Source organism: Mesorhizobium waimense (assembly GCF_003601975.1).
GTDB lineage: Bacteria > Pseudomonadota > Alphaproteobacteria > Rhizobiales > Rhizobiaceae > Mesorhizobium > Mesorhizobium waimense.
In genome coordinates this window covers 1-4,640 of sequence record NZ_QZWZ01000112.1, presented here as the reverse complement: position 1 = coordinate 4,640, position 4,640 = coordinate 1, and the positions used below count along the sequence as shown (strand labels likewise).

The window sequence follows — 4,640 nt, the reverse complement described above, 5'->3', positions numbered from 1 at the left end:
AACGCCGGGTGAAGATATGGCGCAAGGAAAAGGCTCACGCGATGGTGTTTGATGCGTCGCCGTCGGTCGCGACCGTCAAGACAATGGCCAACTGAACGGCCGCAGCCGTGGGGAACATCTTGGTGAGCAACGGAGGAATCGTTCAGGTGAGCAGCCTGCCAGTGAAGGCACGCTACTCCCCCTTAGTCCGTCGAACTCGTCAGCAACCATATTCAGCCAGCAGTCGGCGTCGCAACCTCAGCGGAGCACTGAAGAAGGCCCGCATGACGGCCGCGGGGCGCGGGGAGCGCGCTAGGCGGAATGTCGCTGATGGCTGCTTAAGGTCTGCATCATGGAAGCCAGGCGGCCTGGAAAGGAACTCGGCGATAAAAGAGAGAGGTCATGCATCAAACCCCCGCCGTTCTCTCTCTTGGTAGCCTCGGCTGGTTACCCAGACCGCGACCGATCGCGAACCGGCCTAAGTACTCACCGCTAAAAACAGCCCCGCCGGAGGCGGGGCTAAGAGACGATGATGAAACCTCAGTTATAGATCTTGACGATCTTGCGCGTGCCGGGGTCCACGAGAACCGTCCGGTTGTCGATCACCACGTAACGATATTTGACATTGGGAACTTCACGAAGCTCAACCGTATCCGGCAGAGCGGTGCCGACGTTGAGTTCCACACCCGGTAACTTGAGGGATGCCAAGGGCTCCTTCTTCACATACTCCTGGATGACAGTGTCCTCTTCGGGTTGGATGATGATGTCCTCGGCGGCGGCGGCGCCGACCCCTAGAAGAATGAACAAGCCGGCCGCAGCGGTTGTGAGTTGGATTTTCATACTATTCTCCGTTTTAGCGGACCCGCCCCTCAGCTGCGTTGATCGCAAACCGTGTCACCTATCCCAACGGAAAGAAAAAACTCTTGTTCCAAAGAGGCTGCAACTTCTCGCCGATTGGGACAGAAAATACCCGCCGGCCGATGCGCTTTCCTTCCTATCCCCTCTACCATCCGAATTTCACATAGCGCGAGATCCAGTCGAATACCGACGCGAGGGACTCCCATAGGCTCGGCGGCCTCTCGTCACCCCGATCGGCTGTCGAGCCGCCTAAGCTGATAGCTGAATGAAAAACCTCGCCGCGCCATTTGCTAAGCGGCGATCCCCACTCGCCCAGACTGCCGAAGCCTATTGCAACCATTTGTCTACGCTCGCGTTCTGCCGTTCTTCGCGGAGGACACGACCCCGATGAGTGCTTTTCTTCCAATCAGAATTCGATTTGCAGATGGGCGCTTGATGCAGGTTTCTTCGATCTGTGAAGCCGAGAAAGCCCTTGGCGGGCGATGGGAGAACAAGGAAAAACGTACATTCAAGGAGGCAGCTCGCCTCCTCGCTGCTGCGAGGGAGGGAGGTTGCAAGCCTCAGGTTGCCTTTCAAGCGTTCAAACGGGCGGCGCGAGAGCAGAGCATGCTTCAATCTGTGAAGCGGAGTTCGGCTCTCAAGATGTACGATGAACTTGTCAGATCGCTATGCTAGCCAGAGCGGCGGACCAGCGTAGACGACAGAAAACGAGCGCCGCCTAGACGGGCAGAAAGCCTATAGGGAATTCCGACGTGCCGGCGCTCATCGGGCGGGAGGAAACTGGATGATTTCAGGCGCTGGCAGCGAGGTTCCCGGTGAACCGGTTCCTGTTTCTCATCGCTGATTTTCTGGCGCGCCCTCCCGAGTTCTATTTCGTTTTGGCGGCCATGGTCCTTTGCACATTGCTTGTACCATTCGGGATGACCAACATCGTCACCTATGCCTTGTCGGTTGCCGCAATCATCATCACCGGGGTGGTTCTGATCCAAGGCTATCGCGACACCTCGGCCATCCACGCCAAGCTCGACGAGATTATTGTTGCGCTTAATGAGACAAGAAACGACGTCGTTGGCCTGGAACATGGCCAACCGCACGAAATCGACGAGAAGCTCGCTGAAATTGAGGCCGAGGCGAAGGCAGGCTAGCCTCGAGCATTAACGACACAGATCTTGGACGGGTTTACCCTGTCTCGGCAGCTACTAAGGCTGCTTATCTCCAGCCGCCGCCGTTTCGCCCTTGAAGGTAACTTTTGTCCCCTTCTCCACTATAGAGGCGAGGTCTTCTGCATCCCAGTTGGTCAGCCTGATGCAGCCATGGGAGAAGGTCGTGCCGATCTTACCAGGTTCGGGCGTGCCGTGAATTCCGTAGCTTTCGATGGAAAGGTCGATCCAGATCGATCCCACAGGATTGTTCGGCCCGGCGGCAATGGTGAAGGGCCGCTTGGACTTGACCCCCTTGAAAGCGAAGTCGGGATCGTAGTGATAGGTCGGGTTATGCACCACGCGTTTAATCTCCGCCTCGCCATTCGGCGCCGGCTTCTCGTCGCTGCCGATGGAAGCCGGGAAGACTGCGAGCCATTTTCCCGAGGGATCAAGCACGCGCACCAGGCGGGCGCCCTTGTCGACCTCGACGCCGGCAACGGCAGTAGGAGGATCGGCCCGACCAACATCCGGCACAAGCAACTTCGTGCCGACCTTCTTGAAGCGGGTGCCCGGATTGAGCCGTCTGAGCAATTGTTCGCTGACATGGAAGCGTTCTGCCAGCTTCTCCATCGCGTCGTGATAGCCAAGCCGCGGCAGGCGGGCCATCCTCTCGAGGCGCGCCGGAATACGCTTGGTAAAAGGTCCGCGCACATCTTTGCGCGTCAGCTCATAGGTAACCAGGACCGGGCTGGCGGAGGTTGCCATCAGCTTGTCCCAGGTCTCCCGCGTGAGCTTGCCATCGGATGGGAAACCGTTCGCCGACTGAAAGGCCCGGACCGCTTTGGTGAAGTTCTCTGAAACGCGCCCGTCGATGAGGCCCGGCGAGAAGCGGGCGCGATCCAAAAGGATCTGTGCCTTCAGGAGGGCCGGGCTGAAGCCTTTCGGTTCTCCGGCGGCGAATTGGGCCTGATTGACCGTGGCTAGGTCCAGCTTGGCCGCCTCGGTCCCGGCGGAGGCGAGGATGAGCGCCGCGGCGACGACAAGAAGGAGCCTGATCATCGACGTCACTCCCTGGACACCAAACCTGCTCTATGACGCTGCAAAGCCTATCTGGTTCCATTCGCTGGCAGCTGCATCGTCGGCAGTCACCGTGCTGAGCCGTTTGCGACTCGAAATATCGAGTAGATGAACGAGCGCTGGCCGCGCCGAGATGGCGCTCAATGCTGTTGCCGCTCGTCGACTATGACTATGATAGACGCCCATCGGCAAGGAGTCCCCGCTTCTGGTGAAGCGGCGCTGAAGCGGCGCCAGCGACCGCCCGGCCACGCGTGCTGGCCAGAATGGATAGCCGCCGGGGCTAACGTCCGTTACGCGGATCAACGTTTTTGGGCGAAAAGGAGCATGCGAGCGCTCGGAACGCTTGCGATGCCGAGCAGCCGTTGTGGGGTGCGACAGAGTTAGCGAGATGGAACAATCCGACAACCGGCGAATTTGTAAGATGAAGGGCGATCTGTTTCGGAGGATAACTAGGATGAAACGCGTCCTTGCCCCAAATACGGTCCGACTGATGCTGGGCGGCGTAACCGCCTGTCTGCTCACGGTCGTCGAGATTCCCAACCCGATTACGCCATTGTCGCTTGTGTCTGAGGCTAGGGCTGCCACGGAAGTTTCGATCAGCACATTCTACCACGACCTATCTTCCCATGGTGATTGGGTTTCGTATCACGGAGCGACCGTTTTCGTGCCGGTTGATGTACCTGACGATTGGCGTCCGTATACCCTTGGACACTGGGTCTATACCGAGCAGTATGGCTGGCTCTGGGTATCCGACGAGCCATTCGGCTGGGCGACGTACCATTTCGGCCGGTGGGGCTATGCCGACGACATTGGCTGGTACTGGGTTCCGGGTACTCGTTGGGCGCCAGCATGGGTGAGTTGGCGTCGTGACAGGGAGCACATGATTTGGGCTCCGCTGCCGCCGCGCCGCGATCCGGATTTGATTTCAATCGAGGTGACCTTCGACGCGACGCCGGATTTTTACTGGGTCGTTGTCCCCACCCGCGAATTCCTTGCTGCGGACATTTCTGTCGTCGTTATCCGTGACGAGCCGGAATTTGTGCGCATTGTCGAGGCGGCCGAGCCGGCCGGCGACGTGACGATCCAGAACAACGTGGTGATCAACAAGGTCATAGATGTTGATGTCATCGAGAAGGAGACGAACCAGGAGGTGCCTGTCGTCAAGGTCAGCAAGACCGACACGCCCGAGCAGTCCGGCAAACTGGAAAACAATACGGTCAGGGTCTTTGAAGGCGAGGTGAAAGCCGATGCCGATGCCAAACCAGCTGAGATCAAAGATATCGAGGAGGTGAAGAAGGTTCAGGCTGGCCGGAAATCGAAGCCGACCGAAGGCGCAGCCACGACCGAACAGGCCGAGCCCGAGCAGGCGGCCAAGCCGCAGAAAAAGACCAAGGAGCAGCCCGCCGCCGAGCAGCAGCAGGCCGAGCCCGAGCAGGCGGCCAAGCCGCAGAAAAAGGCCAAGGAGCAGCCCGCCGCCGAGCAGCAGCAGGCCGAGCCCGAGCAGGCGGCCAAGCCGCAGAAAAAGGCCAAGGAGCAGCCCGCCGCCGAGCAGCAGCAGGCCGAGCCCGAGCAGGCGGCCAAGCC

Annotated in this window: 5 protein-coding genes; 3 read left to right on the top strand and 2 right to left on the bottom strand. The window is 59.3% G+C overall.

The genetic code is table 11. The annotated features are described in order from the left end of the window. Nucleotides 1-519: 519 nt before the first annotated feature. Nucleotides 520-819 carry a DUF1236 domain-containing protein gene (locus D3227_RS39700; protein ID WP_120019393.1) on the bottom strand — a complete coding sequence of 100 codons (300 nt, stop codon included), beginning with the start codon at nucleotides 817-819 and terminating at the stop codon, nucleotides 520-522. A gap of 405 nt (nucleotides 820-1,224) precedes the next feature. Between D3227_RS39700 and D3227_RS39695 the strand changes: the two genes are divergently transcribed. Continuing rightward, nucleotides 1,225-1,512: a DUF982 domain-containing protein gene (locus D3227_RS39695; RefSeq protein WP_120019392.1), complete on the top strand. Its 288-nt coding sequence runs from the start codon at nucleotides 1,225-1,227 to the stop codon at nucleotides 1,510-1,512. Between the two features lie 140 nt (nucleotides 1,513-1,652). After that, a complete protein-coding gene (locus D3227_RS39690; RefSeq protein ID WP_120019391.1) occupies nucleotides 1,653-1,982 on the top strand; it encodes a low affinity iron permease family protein in 330 nt (109 codons plus the stop codon). A 54-nt stretch (nucleotides 1,983-2,036) separates the two neighbouring features. Here D3227_RS39690 and D3227_RS39685 read toward each other — a convergent pair whose 3' ends face one another. Beyond that, complete coding sequence (locus tag D3227_RS39685; protein ID WP_120019390.1) at nucleotides 2,037-3,038, bottom strand: L,D-transpeptidase family protein; 1,002 nt, start codon at nucleotides 3,036-3,038, stop codon at nucleotides 2,037-2,039. Nucleotides 3,039-3,510: 472 nt separating this feature from the next. Here D3227_RS39685 and D3227_RS41405 point away from each other — a divergent pair. Continuing rightward, nucleotides 3,511-4,640 (top strand): DUF6600 domain-containing protein (locus D3227_RS41405; RefSeq protein WP_342634057.1); only part of this gene is annotated, 1,130 nt, incomplete at its 3' end.